The following is a 17,513-nucleotide window of genomic DNA, read 5'->3' as shown; positions in this document are numbered from 1 at the left end:
AGACCGGGAGTCCCGGAGCCCCCGACCGGCCGTTCGGCGGCTCGTGACCACGCGCGGGACGGCTGATCCGTCAGGGACGGCCGGGGGCGGTGAGACGGCTGAGTAAGGTGGCAGCGCGGCGAGAGTGCGAGGCAGGCCCAGGGCCCAGATCCTCAACGCACCGGAAATTCTGGGTGGTTACCGTGAACGACCGCGACACAAGGGGAGACTGTGGCACAGCAGGAGAACGACCCGTCCGATCACGATGTGCTGGTCGTCGGAGGCAGCGGAGTGGACACCGTCGTCCGCGTCGACTCGCTGCCGGTGCCGCTGGCCGACTCGGTCGGTGTGGCACCGATCCTCGAATCGCCGGGACACACCGGTGGCAATGTGGCGCTCGGTCTGACGGCGCTCGGCCTGTCCGTCAAATTCCTCGACTTCATCGGCGACGACTGGACCGGTGAGCAGGTCCGCGACCGGCTGACCGAGGGCGGGGTGGACTTCGAGACGCTGATCTCCCCGGCGGGGACGCGGCGCGCGGTCAATCTCGTCGACAGGACGGGCCGCAGGATGTCCTTCCACGACGCCCGCGACCCGGAGGGGCTGCGGATGCCGCGCGAGTTCTATCTGCCGCATCTCCGGCGTACCCGTCATGTCCATCTGTCCATCACGGACTTCGCCCGGTTCCTCTACGACGACATCGCGGAGCTTGGTGTGCCGGTCTCGACGGATCTGCACGACTGGGACGGACTCACCGACCACCACAGGGAGTTCGCGCTCCGCTCGGACCTGGTGTTCCTCAGCGCCTCCGGGGCCAGCGGGCGCATCGCGTCCGTGATGCGGGAGATTCTGCGCGAGGGCCGGGCCGAGGCGGTCATCGCGACCGCGGGCGCAGGAGGCTCGTACCTGATGGAACGGGAGGGCAGCCGTACGCCCCGTCCGATTCAGGCGACCGTCCCGCCGGGCCCCGTCGTGGACTCCAACGGCGCGGGGGACGCGTACCTCTGCGGTTTCCTCTACGGGAGGCTCGCGGGCCGGGACCTGGAGGAGTGCGCGCGGCTCGGGGCGCTGGCGGGCGCGTACGCGTGCACCGGCGAGGGCAGCGCGGCGCAGATCGGCCTCGACGGCCTCCTCGCGCACACGGTCTGACCGGCGCCCCTGCCGGACGCCGGGAGCGGCGGCCCGGCGCGGGCAGCGGTGGCGTCAGTGTTCCAGGGGCAGCAGATCGGGACGCTTGGCCGCGCGGTGGTCACCGGACGACTCGCCGCGCAGCCGCCGGCCGATCCAGGGCACCAGATGCTCCCTGGCCCAGTGGATGTCGTCGCGACGCTCCTCGAACGTGCCGCGCGCCGGCAGCGGCGGCCACGGCTGGTCGGGGTCCGCGGGTACGTCGACGCCGAGCACCTGGGCGGCGCGCAGCGCCACGCGGGTGTGCCCCTCGGGCGACAGGTGCAGCCGGTCGCCCTCCCAGGCGCGCCGGTCCTGCACGGACTTCAGCGACCAGAGGTCGAGGACGGGGCAGTCGTAGCGGTCGGCGATGGCCCGCACATGGGCGGTGTACGTGGCGATCTTGCCGCGCAGACGACGCAGGACGGGCACGCCGCGGGTGTCGAAGCCGGTGGTCACCATGACCGTGCCGACGACGCCGGTGAGGTCGGCGACGGCGCGCTCCAGGCGCTCGGCGACGTCGTCGGGGTCGGTGCCGGGGCGGATGATGTCGTTGCCGCCCGCGCAGAAGGTCACCAGGTCCGGTGCGAGTTCCATCGCTCGCGGAACCTGCTCGGCGACGATCTGGTCGAGGAGCCTGCCGCGTACGGCGAGATTGGCGTACCGGAAGTCGCCGTGCACCGTGTCGTCGCCGTGCGCGGTGTTGTGCGCCGGGTCGCCGGTGACCGGCAGTTGGTCGGCGAGCAGGACCGCGAGCCGGTCGGCCCAGCCGACATAGAGACCGTCGGGTCCCGGGTCGCCCACTCCCTCGGTGAAGCTGTCGCCGATCGCCGCGTACGACCCGAATACGCCTTCTCTTCTTGATCTCTCATCGTTGAACACAGCTGAGGATTTTGCTCCCGCGCGTGTGACCTACGCGACCGTAAGGAAGGGTTGACGGCGGGTGAGATATACCATCGGTCAAGTTTCGGCCAAACGGGAATAGCCACCGCCCGGCATTTCCGCTGCCGGGCGGTGGCTTGTCCTCGCCTGTTCAGACGCCGGGCTTCGGGCGTCGGGCGTCAGGCGTCAGAGATCGACCGATTCAGACAGTGACGCCGTGGGCGCGCAGGTACGCCACCGGGTCGATGTCCGAGCCGTAGTCCGGTCCGGTCCTGACCTCGAAGTGCAGGTGCGGTCCCGTGACGTTGCCGGTCGCGCCGGAGATGCCGATCTGCTGTCCCGCGCCGACGGTCTGTCCCGCGGAGACACCGATCGAGGTCATGTGGGCGTACTGCGAGTACGTGCCGTCCGGGTGCTGGATGACGACCTGATTGCCGTACGAGCCGCCCCAGCCGGCGGTGACGACGGTACCCGCGCCGATCGCCTTGATGGGGGTGCCGGACGGAACCACGAAGTCCACACCGGTGTGGTAGCCACTGGCCCAGCTGCTGCCCGCCTGGTGGTACGGCGTGCCGATCGCGTCGATGGCGACCGGGAGGTTGAAGGCGGGAGCGGCGGCCTTCTTGACCGCGGGGGCCTCCGGAGCGGCGGTCGCCGCAGCCGCGCCGACGGCCAGCTTGAGACCGGGGCGGATCACCGACGGGTCGGCGCCGACGGCCGGGCGGTTGTCGGCGTAGAGCTTCTGCCAGCCACCGGCGACGTGCTGGTCTCGCGCGATCTTGGACAGCGTGTCGCCGGAGACCACCGAGTAGGTCTTCGCGGTCTGGGCGGCGGCGACGGTCTGCGTGGGCGTCGCCTTCTCGGCGGCGTGCGCGCCGGTGGCACCGATGAGCGGAAGCGCGAGGGCGGCGCCACCCGCGCTGACGGCGATGATTCCGCGTCTGATCGAACGGGACATGGGACGGCGGTGCTTACCCTTTGCGGGCATGACGAATTTCCTCTCCGGCGCCTGCGAGGTGAGCTGTCGGGTTCGAGCTGGAGTTGCCCGGTCGCGCTGTCGCGCGACTTCACCCCGAGCCGTCCGGACGAGCCGGTTCGGCGTACTACCTGGGTCCCCCGCTCCTGCCACACGTGGGTGGATGGAATTCCGGGCGGCGGCAGGATTCGGCGTTCCGCTCGGACAAATGGTGACCGTAAGCGAGCGAACCGGCGGGAACAAGCCCGTGTATTCCCGCCGGCAATACACGCTCCGATATTTCCCGGGATTAGCGGTCACCCTCCGTGGATTAAGGATCTTCGTTTTCCATAGGACGCAGGAATTCCGCTTCGCCGCACCGCCACGGACCGTCACGAATATGATCCCGCTCACGAGGCACAAACCCATCCGCCCATTTATGGGGACAGGTTGCAATCAAACGAACAATACGGACAGATTAGTCTGGTGATCATGTCGTAGGGTCAGAGCCCGCCACCGTCGGCGAGCAGCGCCGGCGGCTGATCCGGAGGAGCAGCTCCCATGACGCAGCACCTGCCGCACGTCCCGCCGACAGAGCCCGGACTGACCGGCGTGCGTAATTTCCGCGACGTGGGCGGACTGCCGACCACCGACGGCCGGGTTGTGCGGCAGGGCCGTCTCTTCCGCAGCGGCCACCTCGCCAACGCGACCGCGGCCGACGCCGCTGCGCTGTCCGCGCTGGGTCTCCACACGATCTTCGACTTCCGTAACGCGGCCGACCTCAAGCTCGACGGCAGGGACGTCGAGCTGCCCGGCGTACGCCATGTGAACATCCCGCTCTCCGACCCGGCCCACGGCGCGGAGTTCTGGCGGATGATCCGGCACGGCGACCTCGACCAGCTGCGCGCGCTGCTCTCGGACGGCAAGGCGGCCGCGCGGATGACGGAGTCGTACCGGTCGGTCATCACGGACCGCACCGCCGAGCACAGCCGGGTGCTGCACGCCCTCGCCGAGGACAGCGTCCCCGCGCTGATGCACTGCGCGGCGGGCAAGGACAGGGCGGGGGTTTCCGTCGCGGTGACGCTGCTCGCCGTGGGGGTCGAGCCCGGGGCCGTCGAGGCGGACTATCTGAAGTCGAACGCCCCGGCCCACCGCTACCTGGTCCGCCGCAGCGACACCTCGCCCGCCGGCACGTCCGACGAGGTGATGGAGCTGCTCAGCCCGCTCTTCGACGCGCGCGCCGAGTATCTCGCCGCCGCCTTCGAGACCATCGAGCAGACGTGGGGAACCACCGAGCGCTATCTGGCCGAGGGCCTGGGACTCACCCCCCAGACCCTGGAGAAGCTGCGCGGCAGCCTCCTCGACGGCGCGTGACAAGGAGCGGCGACGACCGGCGCTACTGGCTGCGCGAGCCCACGAGGAAGAGCACGTAGAGGAATCCGGCGAAGAGGTGCCCCGCCACCAGATAGGCGAAGAGCCGGACGACCAGTCCCCGGGGGAGCGTCCATTCTCTGCGGACTCGGTTCTCTGACATGAGAGCGGACCTTTCCCGGCGGTTCAGCCGCGACGGCGCCCGCCGCCGAGACACAGCTCGGCGGCGGGGCTCTGCAGCAGGGTGTGGACGAAGAGCAGGTGCGTCGCGCCGGGCCCGGCCGCGGCGATGCGGTGCGGGGTGAGCGAGTCGAAGTGCGCGCTGTCGCCGGGGTCGAGCAGATGGACGGCGTCCCCGAGGCCCAGCCTCAGCCGCCCTTCCAGGACGTAGAGCCATTCCTCTCCCGCGTGCACCCGGACGAGATCGCCCTGCGCCCCGTACGGGATACGGACCCGCAGCGGCTGCATCGCACGACCCGCGCCGCTGCCTGCCTGGTGATAGGTCCAGCCGTCGGCCTCGACGGCCTCCATGCGCCCGGCGCGGATGATCGGGTCGCGTTCCGGGGGGACTTCGCCGAGCAGTTCGGAGACCGTCGTACTGTAGACCCGGGCCAGCGCCAGCAGCATGGGCAGCGAGGGCTGCCTGCGCCCTGTCTCCAGCCGGGAGAGATGCGCCGGGGAGAGCCCGGCGCGCTGGGCGGCCGCCTCAAGGGTGAGACGGCGGCCTCGGCGCAGTTCGCGCAGGCGGGGCGCGACCTCGGGCAGCTCGTCGGCCGCCCCTCCTTCGGCAGAAGTACTCATGCCTCCATTGCGCCAGGTCATTTCCTCCGGGGCAAATCAATTGCCCCGGAGGCAAAAAAGCTTCCCGCAGGCTCCGCTACCGGTTCGCGACGGCCTGCTTCACCAGCGTCTTGCCGAAGTCCCACATCAGCCCGCCACCGCCGTGCGCGTCGTCCATGACCGCGGTGAACGCGTCCACGAACCGGTCCACCTCGCGCTCGCCGATCGTCAGCGGCGGGATCAGTTTGATCACCTCCAGGAAGTCACCGGAGACCTGGGTGAGGATGCGGTGCTTCTGGAGCAGCGGGACGACCACCATCTGCGCGAAGAGCCCCTTGCGCGCGGCCTGGAGCATGGTCCAGCGGCTGCGGAGCTTGAGCGAGTCCGGCCTGCCGAACTCGATACCGACCATCAGACCGCGGCCGCGTACCTCGTGCAGCAGCTCGTAGCGCGGAACGAGCGCGGCCAGCCGTGTCCTGAGCAGATCTCCCGTCGCCCGCGCGCTGGCGACGGTCTCCTCGTCCTCCATCACCGACAGGACGGCGAGACCGGCCGCCATGGCCTGGGCGTTGGAGCCGAAGCTCGCCGAGTGGACCAGTACGCGGTCCATCGAGGAGTAGACCTTCTTGAAGATCCAGTCCTTGCCGAGGGTCGCGCCGACGGGCACGTACCCGCCGGAGAGGGCCTTGGCCACGCAGACGAGGTCCGGCTCTACCCCGGCCTCGTGCTGGTACGCGTAGAAGTCACCGGTCCTGCCGAGCCCGGTCTGCACCTCGTCGGCGATGAGCAGCGCCTTGTGCCGGTGCAGCAGCTCCTGTGCGGCGAGCAGGAAGCCGGGCGGCGTCTCGTGCACGCCCTTGCCCTGGATCGGCTCCACGACGAATCCCGCCACGTCGCCGCGTTTCAGCTCCCTCTCCAGCGCGCCGAGGTCGCCGAGCGCGATGGCCGTGTCGGGCAGCAGGGGCGCGAAGCCGTCCCGGAAGCTGTCCTCGCCGTTGACGGACAGCGATCCGGTGGTGAGTCCGTGGAAGGCGTGATCGGCGTAGAGGATCCTGGGCCTGCCGGTGGCGTAGCGGGCGAACTTCAGCGCGGTCTCGACCGCTTCGGTGCCGCTGTTGCCGAAGAAGACCCGGTCGAGATGGGGGCTGTGGGACAGCAGCTTCTCGGCGAGCAGTCCCGGCAACGGCGGGCAGTCGAAGCGGGTGAGGTCGGCGAGCGAGGCGTCGAGCACGTCGTGGAGTGCCTTGCGTACGACGGGGTGGTGCCGGCCGAGCCCCATCACACCGAAGCCGGCCAGCATGTCCAGGTAGTCGTTGCCGTCCTCGTCCCAGAAGTAGGCGCCTTCCGCTCGCTCGTAGACCCGGTCGAAACCGATGGTGTGGAGCATCCGCGGAAGCTGGTGGTTGAGGTGTCTGGTGTGCAGCTCGTAGCGCTCGGCCCCGCGCTCCGCGAGGAGCCGCGTGAGGTCGAAGCCTTCCGGTTCGTCGAGCGCTTCGGCCGATCGGTGCGAAGCGGGCTCCGTGGGAGGGGTCATTCCGTGCTCTCCTTGTGTGCCGGGGCGGCACTGACGCGTCCTGCGATCTCCACCGGAGTGAGGCCGGTGCGGGCCACCTCACTCCGTTCGGCAGGGGCCCGGAACTGCTCGGGGATGTCCAGGACCGACACGGCGGGCCCCTCTCGGAATCCTCATCGGCTCAGCCTCCCGGGCACCTGCTCCACCGGCGCCGACGCCGAGCCGCCGATCGCCGCGGGCCCGGGTGTGGGACCCGGGCCCGCGGCAGCGGGGAGCACGTGCACGACGGGCTCCCCGGCGGTCAGGTCGTCACCGTGTTCCGGCGACCGTCTCCCGGGCCGCGCGGATGGTCTCCTTGAGGGAGCCCATGGTGGCGAGGACGGCGGTCGGCTCGTAGCCGCAGTGCGCCATGCAGTTGGCGCAGCGGTCGTCCTTGCCGCGGCCGTACTTGCTCCAGTCCGTCTCGTCGATGAGCTTCTTGTACGTCGTGACGTACCCGTCGGCCATCAGGTAGCAGGGGCGCTGCCATCCGAAGAGCGAGTAGTTGGGAATGGCCCACGCCGTGCAGGGGAAGTCGGCCTTGCCTTCGAGGAAGTCGAGGAAGAGCGGCGAGTGGTTGAGGCGCCACCGGCGCCTGTTGCCACCGCTGAACGCCTTCTTGAACAGCTCCCTGGTCTGCTCGACCCCCAGGAAGTGCTCCTGGTCGGGGGCCTTTTCGTAGGCGTAGGCGGGCGACAGCATCATCTCGTCCACGTGCAGTTCGTCGTTGAGGTAGTTCAGTACCTCGATGATGTTCTGCGGGGTGTCCGTGTTGAAGAAGGTCGAGTTGGTGGTCACCCGGAAACCGCGCTTCTTGGCCTCCTTGATGGCGGCCACGGCTTCGTCGAACACCCCCTCCTTCGCGACGGATTCGTCGTGCCGCTCGCGCAGCCCGTCGATGTGCACCGTGAAGGTGAAGTACGGCGAGGGGGTGAACTTCTCGAGCTTCTTGCGCAGCAGCATGGCATTGGTGCACAGGAAGACGTACTTCCTCTTGGCCACCAGCTGCCGCACGATCTCATCGATCTGAGGGTGCATCAGCGGCTCGCCGCCGGCGATGGAGACCATGGGTGCGCCGGATTCCAGCACGGCCCCGACCGCCTGGGCAACGGGCATCCGCTGCTTCAGAATGCCGGCCGGGTGCTGGATCTTGCCGCAGCCCTCACATTTCAGATTGCACGCGAACAGCGGTTCAAGCTCGACAATAAGCGGAAACTTCTCGCGCTTACGGAGCTTCTGTTCGACGAGGTACGTCCCGACCCTGATGGTCTGGCGGAGCGGCATGGCCATCTAGCTCACCTCCTGGGGAGCAGCAAAGAACGGTGCCATTCATAGAAAGCCGGCAGGACGGCACGGAGTACACGGAAGGCCGATATTCCACCGCGCACCGTGCCGATTCGGACGAGCTCATGCTCTGGGGCGTCGACGACCACCCGGACGGCCGCAACCGGCCGTGGCCCGGCGCTCAGAGCGCTTCGGAGCGTGGCGGCGGATTCCATGTCCACCGCGATGGCACCCGTGGTGCGCAGTGCGGCCCGTTCCTGGCCGCGTACAACATGGTCCGAGCCGGTCATGGGACCGGTGTGGACCGTGTGTCCGGGCACGGCCCGGGTCAGCGCGTCGACGAGCAGGCCGGTGCCCGTACAGGGCGTGGAGCCGTGCGGGCCCCGGGTCTCCTCGGCGACGATCAGATCTCCCGGGTTCATCCCGGGGATCAGCCCGGCACAGAAACCGGACGCGAGTACGGCCGCGTCCCTGTTCCGGGCCTCTCCGAGCGCGCGCGTCACCGCGTGCTCGGCGTTCTTGGGGCCCATGCCCGTACGGACGACGGTCACGGGCCCGGCCGCGCCGCCGCCGTTGCCGCGCAGGGCGAACCGCTCGATGCCGAGCGCGCAGGCGATCAGCAGCGAAGTGTGGGATTCCGGCGTTCCGGGAGAGGCTTCCATCAGCCCGCCTTCCGGCTGGGTGCGGCGAAGGACTCCCCGTGGACGTACCGGCCGAGGGCCGTGAGCGGGAAGACCTGCCGGTAGAGGTGGTAGTTGATGGAGAAGTCCCACGGAAAACCGGTGCCGGTGAAATACGGCTCGTCCCAGGAACCGTCCTCCCGCTGCGTCTCGGCCAGATAGGCGACACCGCGTTCGACGGCCTTGGTGTCCCGTCCGCCGGCCGCGAGAAGCGCGAGGAGCGCCCAGGCGGTCTGGGAGGGGGTCGAGGCGCCGTGCCCGATCCACGCCTCCTCGTGGTACGAGCGCAGGTCCTCGCCCCAGCCGCCGTCGTCGTTCTGCACGGATTCGAGCCAGGATACGGCCCTGCGGATGGCGGGATGGGTGTCGGCGAGGCCGGCGGCCGTCAGTGCGGGCACCACGGAACCTGTGCCATACACGTAATTGACGCCCCAGCGCCCGAACCACGCGCCGTTCGCCTCCTGTTCGGCGAGGAGCCATTCCACACCGCGCTGGGTGTCGGGGTGGTGCGCCTTGCCTTCGTAGGCGAGCATCTCGACGACGTGGGCCGTGACGTCGGCGGACGGCGGGTCGATGACCTCGCCGAAGTCGCTGAACGGCAGGCGGTTGGGGAACGGACTGGTGTTGTCCGCGTCGAAGGCCGCCCAGGCTCCGTTCCGTGACTGCATGCCCAGGGTCCAACGGGCGCCGCGCTCGATGGCCGCGTCGAGGCGCTCGGGTGCGGGATGTCTGACCCGGCGCAGGGCGAGGATGACCTCCGCGGTATCATCAATGTCGGGATAGTTGTCGTTGTGGAACTCGAAAGCCCAGCCACCGGGGGTCAGTTCAGGTCTGCGTACGGACCAGTCACCGCGTCTGACGATTTGCCTGTCCAGCATCCAGTCCGCGGCTCTGACGAGCGCGGGGTGGTCCGGTCTCAGTCCCGCGTCGGCGAGCGCGATGGCCGCGAGGCAGGTGTCCCAGACCGGGGACTGACAGGCTTCGATCATCCGGGCGCCGTCATCGCGCCAGACCGCGAACCGGTCGAGCGAGGCGAGGCCCGCCCGCATCACCGGGTGGTTCAGGTCGTATCCGAGCAGATGCAGGGCGATCACCGAGTAGACGGCGGGCGGTTGGATCCCGCCCCAGCAGCCGTCGTTCTCCTGCCGCTCGATGATCCAGCGCGCCGCCGCGTTCATCGCCGCTCTGCGCAGGGTGCGCGGCGCGAACTTGTGGTACGTGTGCAGCATTTTGTCGAGACGCTGGAAAGCACCGTCCCAACTCGCCACAGGTGCGAGGGGCTTGGCCGGGCTGGGGTGGCCGGGATCGGTGTGCAGCTCGTCGAGGGCGAACGGGGCGGGCCGTACGGGCCGCTTCGCCGAGACGACGGTGAGGGGGACGATGGTCTGCCGTGCCCAGCAGCCGAAGTCATAGATGTTGAGCGGGAACCACTTGGGAAAGAAGATCAGTTCGGGCGGCATCTGGGGAAGGTCGTCCCACTTCCACCAGCCGAACAGCGCCAGCCACACCCGGGTGAAGACCCGGCTCGCGGCGATCCCGCCCTGTTGCCGGACCCACGCGGAGGCGCGCGCCATGTGCGGGTCCTGCGGTCTGTCTCCGGCGAGCCGCAGCGCCACGTACGCCTCGATGGTGGCGGACAACTCCCCCGGGCCGCCGTGGAAAGTGGCCCAGGTGCCGTCCGCCCGCTGTTCACCGCGGATGAAAAGAGCGGACGCCTCGGTGGTGCGGGGATCCTGGATTCCGAGGAACTGACGCAGCAGCAGGTCCTCGGCGTCCATCGTCACGTTCGTCTGCAGGTCGCCCTTCCACCAGCCTTCGGCGTCCTGCTGGCCGAGCAGATGCTCGACGGATCGTGCGGCGGCCCGCTCGGCGGCCGCCAGTAACTCGCCGGCCCCGGAGAGGGTGGTGTCGATCGGTCGGTTGGCCGAGGCTGCCTGGGGTCCCATGGCCCCGGTGCTTCCGTCGGTCGTCGCTGTCATGGCTTCCCCTTCGTGCAGTGGTCCTGCTGCTGTGCTGGGGTCTCCGTCGCCCGGCGCCCTCTTCGGACACGGACGGCGACTACTTCGGGGTCTGGGGTGCCGGGGCCTCCCGTTCGGATCCTGCCGTGCTCTTGAGCCGCTGTCCGGCCTGATCCGTACGAGAGTCCTCAGCGCCCGGTGAGAGCGGATATGGGAATGGCCATCATCTCTTTCGTACGACGACGAAGTCGGCGAGCGCGGTCAGTTGTGCCCTGACCTTTTCCGGCATGTCGACGCGGTCCAGGGCCTCGATCGCGACGGTGTGCTGCCTGCGGGCCTCCTGCGAGGTCCACTCCCTGCCGCCCGCCTCCTCGATCAGCGCCGCCCTGGTGGCGAACTCCGCCTCCGAGAAGCTGTCGAAGTCGTTGCTCTTGGCGTCGGCGGCAAGCAGTTCACCGAGGCGCTGCGAGGCGGGACCGCCTGCCGCGAGCGCCGCGACGACCGGCAGTGACTTCTTGCGCTGGCGCAGGTCGCTCCAGGTCTGCTTGCCGGTGGCCTCCGGGTCGCCCCAGATGCCGAGCAGGTCGTCGACGGCCTGGAAGGCGAGGCCCAGGTGGTGGCCGTACGCCTCCAGGGTGTCGGCGGTCCTGTCGTCCGCGCCGCCGAGGACCGCGCCGATGGACACGGCGCAGGCCAGCAGGGCGCCCGTCTTGTTGCCCTCCATCTCCAGGCACTCCTCGACGGTGACCCGCTCGCGGTGCTCGTAGGAGATGTCCTGGGCCTGACCGTCGATCAGCTTGCGCGTGGCGGTGGTCAGCCGGCGGGTCGCGCGGCCGGCCTCGGCGGTGCCGATCTCCAGCAGCAGTTCGTTGGCGAGCGCGAAGAGCGCGTCGCCCACGAGGATCGCCTGGGCCGGACCGTGCACCTTCCAGACCGTGTCGCGGTGGCGGCGCTGTTCGTCGCCGTCCATCAGGTCGTCGTGCAGCAGCGAGAAGTTGTGGACGAGTTCCACCGCGACGGCGCCGGGGATACCGCACTCGGGCGCGGCGCCCGCCGCCTCCGCGGAGAGCAGCGCGAGCGCGGGGCGCACCGCTTTGCCGCCGTCGCCGTCGGCCGGCCGGCCCTCGGCGTCGATCCAGCCGAAGTGGTAGGCGGCGACGGTGTCCATGGGCGACGCGAGCCGGTCGACGGCGGCGCGCAGCACCGGGGTGGACAGGGTCCGCCCACGCTCCAGCAGCGCGTGGACGTCCGCGGTGTCGACAGCCTCGTGGGCCGGGGGCACGGTCGGCACGGTCTCTCCTCTGGTTCCAGTACTCGTAGGTGCGGTACTCGGGCTCATGCCGCCTCCTGCAAGGGACTCTCGTGGGGCAGGCCGAGCGTGGAGAGTGCGGCGTCCGCGGCGCTGAAACCACTGCGTACGGCGCCCTCCATGGTCGCGGGCCAGCCGGTGGCGGTCCATGCGCCGGCCAGGAAGAGGCCGGGAGCGTGGGTACGGGCAGCGGGACGCAGCCTGCCCACACCGGGGGCGGGGGCAAACGTCGCTGTCCGCTCCCGGGTGACGAAGAAGTCCCGCACCCCGGCGCCCCTGGCCGCGGGGAGCAGCCGCTCCAGCTCGGGCAGATAGCGTGCGCGCAGTTCGGCGACGGGGGCGTCGATCTCGTCACCGGCGGCGGACTGGGACAGCGCCAGGTACTGGCCGTCCTTCAGTCCTGAGGCGCCGGTGCGGTCGAAGACCCACTGCACGGGGGTGCCGAGCGCGGCGAAGAACGGGCGGCGCAGCACCGTGCGGTCGTAGACGACATGGACGTTGAGGATCGGCGAGACGCCGATGTCCAGCAGATCGCCGGGGTTGTCCAGCGCGCCTTCCGGCAGCAGGCCGTGGGTCTCGCGCTGGGGTACGGCGAGGACGACGGTGTCCGCGTCGAGCCTTTCGCCGTCCGTCTCGACGTGCCAGCCGCCGCCGGCCGCGCGCGTGAGCGCGCCGACGCGGGTGCGTACCTCGGTCCGTACACCGGCCGCGTCGAGGGCCTTGCGGGCGAGGGTGTCGTGCAGGTCGCCGAGCGGGACGTTCGACCAGCCGATGTCGGCGGCGCCCGGCTCGGAGAGCAGTCCTGTCTTGAAGACCATCGCGGCGAGCCCCAGGGAGGCGTGCGGCGCGGTCGCGTTCAGGGTCGCCACGCCCACCAGGTCCCACAGGGCCTCGATGGTGCGGTCCGACTGGCCGTGACGGCGCAGCCAGGTGGCGAAGTCGACGCCGTCCAGGGCCGGATCGGCCGGATCGAGCGCCTTGAGGGCGAGCGCGGCGCGGCCGACGGAGGCGCGTTCCGCGAGCGAGAGGTGCGGGTACGTGGCCAGTCCGGCGGCGAGGTGCAGCGGTACGGGCAGCGCGTTGCGGCGCAGCCGTCCGAGCCGCGGCCCGCGGGCGCGGCCGACGTCGAGCACCGGTACGTCGAGGCGGTCCTGGATGGGGGCCAGCGCGGCGCCGTCCACCCGGTCCAGGAACCAGCGGTACGCGGTGCAGCAACGCAGGTACACATGCTGGCCGTTGTCGACCGTGAGGTCGCCCCGTCGGAAGGAGAACGCGAGACCGCCGAGCCGTGGCCGTCCCTCGACCAGCGTCACCCGCACGCCCGCGTCGGCGAGCCGCAGGGCCGCGGTGATCCCGGCCAGTCCGGCCCCGACCACAACGGCGTGGCCGGGGCGGATGCCGTCGGCTCCGGTCATACGTGCTCCCTTCGGGCTGTCGCAGTCAGGGACGCGTCAGACCGGCGGAGGGTTGCCACGGAACGCCTCTGGGCGCGGGGGGTGGCCGCGGGCACGCCGGGGCTCATCAGCCGCGCCTCCTGACGGTCTGCCGGGAGACGTACCGCGCGTCGAGACCGGAGAGACCGCGCACGGCGACGTACGCCTTCTCGCGCCCGGGGAGCGAGACCCGGCCGCGCAGGACGGCCCCGGGGTCGCGCTCGATGCGGTCGAGGAGGCGGCGGTAGATGCCGGCCATGGCGGCGACGCAGGCCCCGCTGCGGCGGTCGAGCATGGGCAGCAGGCGGTAGCCCTCGGCGAAGAGGGTGCGGGCGCGCCTGACTTCGAAGTGCACCAGGCCCGCGAAGTCGGATCCCGCGGGGGCGGTGGCGCTGTGAAAGCCCTCGGAGCAGCCGAACTTGGCGAGGTCGTCGGCGGGCAGGTACGTACGGCCGTTGCCGGCGTCCTCGCGTACGTCCCTGAGGATGTTGGTCAACTGGAGTGCGAGCCCCAGCGTGTCGGCGTACTCGGCGGCGCGCTCCACCCCCGGGGCGCCCGGCGCCGTGCCGAACACACCGAGCGAGAGACGGCCGATGGCGCCCGCGACACAACGGCAGTACGTCTTGAGGTCGTCCCAGGTCTCGTACGTCTCCCCGCGCACGTCCATCAGGACGCCGTCGATGAGTTCGTCGAGGCCCTCGATCGGGATCGGGAAGCGGCCTGCCGCGTCCGCGAGCGCGACCGCGACCGGGTCGGTGTCGTCCTCGTCGACCGCACCGTCCCTGATCCTGGCGAGCAGGGCGCGGGTGTCCTCCAGGCGCGTGTGCTTGACGTCGGGCGGCAGTGTGCCGTCCCCGATGTCGTCCACCCTCCGGGAGAGTGCGTACAGCGCGGACATGGCCTGCCGTTTGTCGGCCGGCAGCAGTCTGATGCCGTAGGCGAAATTGCGTGCCTGCTGGCCGGTGACGGCCTCGCAGTAGCTGTAGGCCGCCTGTACCGGCGCGGACATGGGTGTCGTTCCCTCCACGTTCCGGCTCACCCCTCTCTGTGCGCTCGTCGCAAGACAGCTCCCACCTCGCGCAGCAGGCGTGGCTTGGTGGGTTTGGGCGGTCCGGGGAGCACATCGTGCCCGGCGGCCGCGATCGAAGCGAGGGCGGCACGCCCTCCGGCCACAAATCCCGCAAGCAACAGCTTGAGCCTGCCGGGAACGCTACCCACCAGCGGGGTGCCTTCATTCAGCAGCAGGCCCGCGCGTTCGGCCTCGTAGGCGATCAGCGAACGCACCGCGGCGCCCGCGCTCTTCGCCTTGAGGTCCGTCTCGCCGACATGAAAACGCCTCATGTCCTGGGCGGGCAGATAGATCCGGTCGCGGCCGAGGTCCTCGGTCACGTCCTGGAGGTGTTCGGCGATCTGCAGTGCCGTGCAGACCGCGTCGGACCTGCGGACGCGCTCGGCGGTCGCTGTCCCGGTGATCTGGAGGACGAGCCGGCCGACGGGATTGGCCGACAACTCGCAGTAGGCGAGCAGGTCGTCGTAGGTCTCGTAGCGCCGTACGAGCTGGTCCTGGCGGTTGGCGGCGATCAGTCCGAGGAACGGCTCGGGCGTGAGGGAACAGCGCCGTACGGTCGGTGTGAGGGCCCGCAGCAGGGGGTGGGCCGGGGCGGGGCCTTCCGGGGCGAAGACGCGCCTCAGGTCGGCCTCGAAGGCGTCCAGCATCACGACGCGGTCGTCCGCGCGGGCGGGGTCCACACCGAGGTGGCGGGCGTCGGCTCCGCCGGGGGCGAGGTCGCCGTCACCGATGTCGTCGACGAGACGCGCGTAGCCGTACACCGCCATCAGATCGTCTCGCCAGGCGCGCGGCAGGAAGAAGGGGGCCACGGGGAAGTTCTCTTCCGTGGCCTTGTCCAGCGTGGCGCGCGAGGAGGCGTCGGCTCGCACCTGCGGGCCGCCCGTCACTGCGTGCTTCCCGGTGCGCGGACGGCGACACCCTCGCGGAGCTGGAGATCATCCGTCATTGCCGTCACATCTCCCGTTCTACACTGCTCACCCAATACATCCCATTTCGGACACGCCGCCCCGCCACCCCCAGTACGCGGGCCGACGGGCGGCTCCGAGGCCCCGGGGGTACGACCCCACTTGCCGCGATTCAGAACCACCACAGCTTACGTTGTAGAACGCGCATGACCATGCCCGGGTCCCGCGCGCATTGCAAGAACGCCACACTCCCGCCCAACCATCCCCGGCAACCGATGACTTGACCGATCTTTGACGAAAGACGATCACGCGCAGGGCAGTGGCCCCGGCACAGCGACGCCCCCGCCGGCGTGATCCGGCGGAGGCGCTGTCGGTGCGTTTCGGTGGCAGCAGTGTGACGGGGAGTGGCGGACGGGGAGTCGCCGGTGACAGCGGCTACTTGCCCGTTTCCTTCTCGTACGCCTTGATGACCTCGTCGGTCGGGCCGTCCATCAGCAGCTCGCCCTTCTCCAGCCACAGCACCCGGTCGCAGGTGTCCCTGATCGACTTGTTGCTGTGACTGACGAGGAAGACCGTACCGGCCTCCTTGCGCAGTTCGCGGATGCGCTGCTCGGAACGGATCTGGAACTTCCGGTCACCGGTGGCGAGTGCCTCGTCGATCATCAGCACGTCGTGGTTCTTGGCGGCGGCGATCGAGAAACGGAGCCGGGCGGCCATGCCGGAGGAGTACGTGCGCATCGGCAGCGTGATGAAGTCGCCCTTCTCGTTGATGCCGGAGAAGTCGACGATCTGCTGGTAGCGCTCGCGGATTTCCTCGCGTGACATCCCCATGGCCAGGCCGCCGAGGATGACGTTGCGCTCGCCCGTCAGGTCGTTCATCAGCGCGGCGTTCACACCGAGCAGTGAGGGCTGGCCGTCGGTGTAGACCTTGCCGCTCTCCGTGGGCAGCAGGCCGGCGATGGCGCGCAGGAGGGTCGACTTGCCGGAACCGTTGGTGCCGATCAGGCCGATCGCCTCACCGCGGTACGCGGTGAAGGTCACTCCCCGTACGGCGTGGACCTTGCGGACCCCGCGCGGTTCACCCTTGCCGCGGCGGACTATGCGGCTCAGCGCGGCGGTGGCGCTGCCCTTGCCGCCGCTGCCTCCGTTGACGCGGTACACGATGTGCACGTCGTCGGCGATGACGGTGGGGATACGTCCCTGCTCGGTCACGTCAGCCACGGCCGTAACGCTCCTCAGCCTTCCAGAAGTACACGAATCCAATGAGGGCCACGAACACGGCCCACGCCAGCGCGACGAACCAGACGTGCGCGGGCAGGTTGTCCGAGCCGTACCCGTCGATCAGCGCGAACCGGATGAGATCCATGTAGATCGCGACGGGGTTGTACTGGAGCACGTCGGCGATCCAGCTCGGCTTGCCCGCGAGCATCACCGGGATGGAGAACATCACGCCCGACGCGTACATCCAGGTGCGCATCACGAACGGCATCAGCTGCGCGAGGTCCGGCGTCTTGCTGCCCATCCTCGCCATGACGAGCGCGAGTCCCATGTTGAAGAGGAACTGCAGCGCCAGCGCCGGAAGGATCAACACCCAGCTCAGCGACGGATAACTGCCGAAGGCCACAGCGACCGCGAACAGCACGATCATGGAGAACAGCAGTTGCTGAAGCTGCTGGAGGGCGAAGGAGATCGGCAGCGAGGCCCGGGGGAAGTGCAGTGCTCTGACCAGACCCAGGTTTCCCGAGATGGCGCGTACGCCCGCCATCACCGAGCTCTGCGTGAAGGTGAAGACGAAGACCCCGGTGACCAGGAAGGGAACGAAGACGTCCTGCGGGATGCCTCTCTTGGTTCCCAGGATCAGACCGAAGATCAAGTAGTAGACGCCCGCGTTGAGCAGCGGCGTCGCCACCTGCCAGAGCTGGCCGAGCTTGGCCTGGCTGTACTGGGCCGTCAGCTTCGCACTGGAAAAGGCCAGAATGAAGTGGCGCCGGCCCCAGAGCTGCCGGACGTACTCGGCGAGACTCGGCCGGGCACCGCTCACCGCCAGGCCGTACTTGGCGGCGAACTGCGCCGGGGGCAGGTCGTCGTCGGGGGACGCCGGCACGCTCATGACGATCGCACCGTCTTGGGTTGTGTCACTCACAAGTTGAAACTTCCGTGTTCAAGATGCGCAGCCGATCGGGCGCAGG

Annotated in this window: 17 protein-coding genes and 1 riboswitch; of the genes, 2 read left to right on the top strand and 15 right to left on the bottom strand. The window is 69.8% G+C overall.

Annotated features, from left to right (window positions below; all coding sequences use genetic code 11):
* Positions 1-210 precede the first annotated feature (210 nt).
* Positions 211-1,128, top strand: a complete 918-nt coding sequence (locus tag ACIP6N_RS03805; RefSeq protein WP_401812554.1) for a carbohydrate kinase family protein — start codon at positions 211-213, stop codon at positions 1,126-1,128.
* A gap of 54 nt (positions 1,129-1,182) precedes the next feature.
* Here the strand turns inward: ACIP6N_RS03805 and ACIP6N_RS03800 are convergent, their stop codons facing one another.
* Positions 1,183-2,028 carry an SGNH/GDSL hydrolase family protein gene (locus ACIP6N_RS03800; protein ID WP_401812553.1) on the bottom strand — a complete coding sequence of 282 codons (846 nt, stop codon included), beginning with the start codon at positions 2,026-2,028 and terminating at the stop codon, positions 1,183-1,185.
* A 202-nt stretch (positions 2,029-2,230) separates the two neighbouring features.
* Positions 2,231-3,016 carry a peptidoglycan DD-metalloendopeptidase family protein gene (locus tag ACIP6N_RS03795; protein WP_401812551.1) on the bottom strand — a complete coding sequence of 262 codons (786 nt, stop codon included), beginning with the start codon at positions 3,014-3,016 and terminating at the stop codon, positions 2,231-2,233.
* Between the two features lie 3 nt (positions 3,017-3,019).
* Positions 3,020-3,208: riboswitch (cyclic di-AMP (ydaO/yuaA leader) on the bottom strand.
* Between the two features lie 336 nt (positions 3,209-3,544).
* Between ACIP6N_RS03795 and ACIP6N_RS03790 the strand changes: the two genes are divergently transcribed.
* On the top strand, positions 3,545-4,357 hold the full coding sequence (locus ACIP6N_RS03790) for a tyrosine-protein phosphatase (RefSeq protein ID WP_401812550.1): 813 nt from the start codon (positions 3,545-3,547) through the stop codon (positions 4,355-4,357).
* Between the two features lie 22 nt (positions 4,358-4,379).
* Here the strand turns inward: ACIP6N_RS03790 and ACIP6N_RS03785 are convergent, their stop codons facing one another.
* The 13 genes from ACIP6N_RS03785 to ACIP6N_RS03725 all read right to left on the bottom strand — a co-directional run bounded on the left by ACIP6N_RS03785 (position 4,380) and on the right by ACIP6N_RS03725 (position 17,467).
* Entirely contained in the window at positions 4,380-4,517 is a 138-nt protein-coding gene (locus ACIP6N_RS03785) for a DUF6126 family protein (RefSeq protein WP_401812548.1), read from the bottom strand.
* Between the two features lie 23 nt (positions 4,518-4,540).
* Positions 4,541-5,155, bottom strand: a complete 615-nt coding sequence (locus ACIP6N_RS03780) for a helix-turn-helix domain-containing protein (RefSeq protein WP_401812546.1) — start codon at positions 5,153-5,155, stop codon at positions 4,541-4,543.
* Positions 5,156-5,231: 76 nt separating this feature from the next.
* Positions 5,232-6,668, bottom strand: a complete 1,437-nt coding sequence (locus tag ACIP6N_RS03775; RefSeq protein WP_401812545.1) for an aspartate aminotransferase family protein — start codon at positions 6,666-6,668, stop codon at positions 5,232-5,234.
* Positions 6,665-6,799 carry a hypothetical protein gene (locus ACIP6N_RS03770; RefSeq protein WP_401812656.1) on the bottom strand — a complete coding sequence of 45 codons (135 nt, stop codon included), beginning with the start codon at positions 6,797-6,799 and terminating at the stop codon, positions 6,665-6,667. The genes ACIP6N_RS03775 and ACIP6N_RS03770 overlap by 4 nt, the downstream gene beginning before the upstream one ends.
* A gap of 157 nt (positions 6,800-6,956) precedes the next feature.
* Positions 6,957-7,976, bottom strand: coding sequence for an adenosyl-hopene transferase HpnH (hpnH, locus tag ACIP6N_RS03765; protein ID WP_401812543.1), 1,020 nt, complete (start codon positions 7,974-7,976; stop codon positions 6,957-6,959).
* A 5-nt stretch (positions 7,977-7,981) separates the two neighbouring features.
* Positions 7,982-8,632, bottom strand: a complete 651-nt coding sequence (locus tag ACIP6N_RS03760; RefSeq protein ID WP_401812542.1) for a 1-hydroxy-2-methyl-2-butenyl 4-diphosphate reductase — start codon at positions 8,630-8,632, stop codon at positions 7,982-7,984.
* Positions 8,632-10,629: a squalene--hopene cyclase gene (shc, locus tag ACIP6N_RS03755; protein WP_401812541.1), complete on the bottom strand. Its 1,998-nt coding sequence runs from the start codon at positions 10,627-10,629 to the stop codon at positions 8,632-8,634. The genes ACIP6N_RS03760 and shc overlap by 1 nt, the downstream gene beginning before the upstream one ends.
* A 202-nt stretch (positions 10,630-10,831) precedes the next feature.
* Positions 10,832-11,947: a polyprenyl synthetase family protein gene (locus ACIP6N_RS03750; RefSeq protein ID WP_401812539.1), complete on the bottom strand. Its 1,116-nt coding sequence runs from the start codon at positions 11,945-11,947 to the stop codon at positions 10,832-10,834.
* A complete protein-coding gene (gene hpnE, locus ACIP6N_RS03745) occupies positions 11,944-13,332 on the bottom strand; it encodes a hydroxysqualene dehydroxylase HpnE (protein ID WP_401812538.1) in 1,389 nt (462 codons plus the stop codon). Before hpnE ends, ACIP6N_RS03750 begins: the two co-directional genes overlap by 4 nt.
* A 106-nt stretch (positions 13,333-13,438) precedes the next feature.
* The gene (hpnD, locus tag ACIP6N_RS03740; RefSeq protein ID WP_401812536.1) at positions 13,439-14,359 is read right to left on the bottom strand and encodes a presqualene diphosphate synthase HpnD; all 921 of its coding nucleotides are present in this window, start codon (positions 14,357-14,359) and stop codon (positions 13,439-13,441) included.
* 26 nt (positions 14,360-14,385) lie between these two features.
* Positions 14,386-15,306 (bottom strand): squalene synthase HpnC, encoded by a 921-nt coding sequence (hpnC, locus tag ACIP6N_RS03735; protein ID WP_401812535.1) that lies wholly within the window; start codon positions 15,304-15,306, stop codon positions 14,386-14,388.
* A 453-nt stretch (positions 15,307-15,759) separates the two neighbouring features.
* Positions 15,760-16,545: an ABC transporter ATP-binding protein gene (locus ACIP6N_RS03730; protein ID WP_401812534.1), complete on the bottom strand. Its 786-nt coding sequence runs from the start codon at positions 16,543-16,545 to the stop codon at positions 15,760-15,762.
* Positions 16,538-17,467 (bottom strand): ABC transporter permease, encoded by a 930-nt coding sequence (locus ACIP6N_RS03725; protein WP_401812533.1) that lies wholly within the window; start codon positions 17,465-17,467, stop codon positions 16,538-16,540. Before ACIP6N_RS03725 ends, ACIP6N_RS03730 begins: the two co-directional genes overlap by 8 nt.
* Positions 17,468-17,513 lie beyond the last annotated feature (46 nt).

The organism is Streptomyces sp. NPDC088725, from assembly GCF_044751305.1.
Lineage (GTDB): Bacteria > Actinomycetota > Actinomycetes > Streptomycetales > Streptomycetaceae > Streptomyces.
The sequence above is the reverse complement of the archived record's forward strand: the minus strand, read 5'-3'. Positions and strand labels throughout refer to the sequence as shown.

Coding starts and splice junctions, on each gene's coding strand:
- ACIP6N_RS03785 (WP_401812548.1), bottom strand. CDS start 4,517: ATGTCAGAGAACCGAGTCCGCAGAGAATGGACGCTCCCCCGGGGACTG.
- ACIP6N_RS03775 (WP_401812545.1), bottom strand. CDS start 6,668: ATGACCCCTCCCACGGAGCCCGCTTCGCACCGATCGGCCGAAGCGCTC.
- shc (WP_401812541.1), bottom strand. CDS start 10,629: ATGACAGCGACGACCGACGGAAGCACCGGGGCCATGGGACCCCAGGCA.
- ACIP6N_RS03750 (WP_401812539.1), bottom strand. CDS start 11,947: ATGAGCCCGAGTACCGCACCTACGAGTACTGGAACCAGAGGAGAGACC.
- hpnE (WP_401812538.1), bottom strand. CDS start 13,332: ATGACCGGAGCCGACGGCATCCGCCCCGGCCACGCCGTTGTGGTCGGG.
- ACIP6N_RS03795 (WP_401812551.1), bottom strand. CDS start 3,016: ATGCCCGCAAAGGGTAAGCACCGCCGTCCCATGTCCCGTTCGATCAGA.
- hpnH (WP_401812543.1), bottom strand. CDS start 7,976: ATGGCCATGCCGCTCCGCCAGACCATCAGGGTCGGGACGTACCTCGTC.
- ACIP6N_RS03780 (WP_401812546.1), bottom strand. CDS start 5,155: ATGAGTACTTCTGCCGAAGGAGGGGCGGCCGACGAGCTGCCCGAGGTC.
- hpnD (WP_401812536.1), bottom strand. CDS start 14,359: ATGTCCGCGCCGGTACAGGCGGCCTACAGCTACTGCGAGGCCGTCACC.
- ACIP6N_RS03790 (WP_401812550.1), top strand. CDS start 3,545: ATGACGCAGCACCTGCCGCACGTCCCGCCGACAGAGCCCGGACTGACC.
- ACIP6N_RS03760 (WP_401812542.1), bottom strand. CDS start 8,632: ATGGAAGCCTCTCCCGGAACGCCGGAATCCCACACTTCGCTGCTGATC.